This window comes from Polaromonas sp. P1_E3, assembly GCF_056405935.1.
In genome coordinates, this window is the sequence record NZ_JBFUBD010000647.1 from 1 (window position 1) to 1,103 (window position 1,103).

At 62.4% G+C, this 1,103-nt stretch carries 1 protein-coding gene; it reads left to right on the forward strand.

Features of this window, described 5'->3' with window-relative positions; translation table 11 throughout:
• A partial coding sequence (locus AC1D0Z_RS22480; RefSeq protein WP_477660358.1) for an amidohydrolase family protein occupies positions 1-1,103 on the forward strand: 1,103 nt, incomplete at both ends.

The following is a 1,103-nucleotide window of genomic DNA, read 5'->3' on the forward strand; positions in this document are numbered from 1 at the left end:
CCGCTACACCGGCGTGGTCCATGGCTACACGTTCCTGTTCATCGCCCTGGAGACCATGGTTCCGCAGCTCTCTTTCGAGGAGGAGGTTAGCTCGCTGGTCCAGACGGTCCACAGCCTCAACCGCTTCGGGGTTACGTCCATCGTTGATGCCGGCACAGGCTTCCGCGGCTACCCCAAAGCACTGCCTACCGTGGACGCCCTGGCCCGCGACAACCGCCTCAACATCCGCATGCCCTTCGTCGATATCCAGTTCGGAGAAGGCGCCGCTTTCAACATGGTGGACGCGCAGGTCACGGCGATCACCAAGACTGCGCCCATCAGTCCCGGCCACAACTTGCACCCGCAGCTGGCGCACGGTCACGTCTACCGCGGCGCTGGCGAGTTGCTGTCGGCGGATGTCCACGATCACGAGAACTTCGACCGCCCGGCGGTCATCATCGAGCCCCAAAAGATGCGTGAGCTGGTGGAACGGGACGTCTCCAAACTGGTCCAGCGGCGAATTCCTTTCCGCGAACACATCAGTTACGACGAGAACATCACGCCATTCCTCGATGCGCTCGAAAAGCTGAACGAGAAGATGCCGCTAGACGGCCTGCGGTGGAGCCTTGAACACGCCGAGACCATCAGTCCCGCGAATATCGCCAGGGTCAAGGCGCTGGGTGGTGGCATCGCCCTGGACGCAAAGATGGCGATGCACGGCGACGGCTTCATCAAGACCCACGGCCGCGACAAGGCATTGCTGACCCCGCGCCTGCGCCAGCTGGTTGACAGCGGAATCCCCCTGGCCATGACCACCGACGCCTTCCGTGCGTCCTCCTTCAATCCGTGGGTCGCCATCAGCTGGATGGTGTCGGGCAAGTCCGTCTCCGGAATGGATGTTCTGGCCAAGGACAACCGTCTGTCACGCGCCGAAGCGCTGAAACTTTTCACCCGCAACGCGACGTGGTTCATGAACGCCGAATCCGAGCTGGGCATGATCGCCCCGGGCCACCTCGCCGACTTCGTGCTGCTCGACAGGGACTACTTCGAAGTTGCCGAATCCCAGATCAAATCCGTTGCCTCGGTCTTGACCGTCATGGACGGCCGGGTGGTCTACGGTGCAC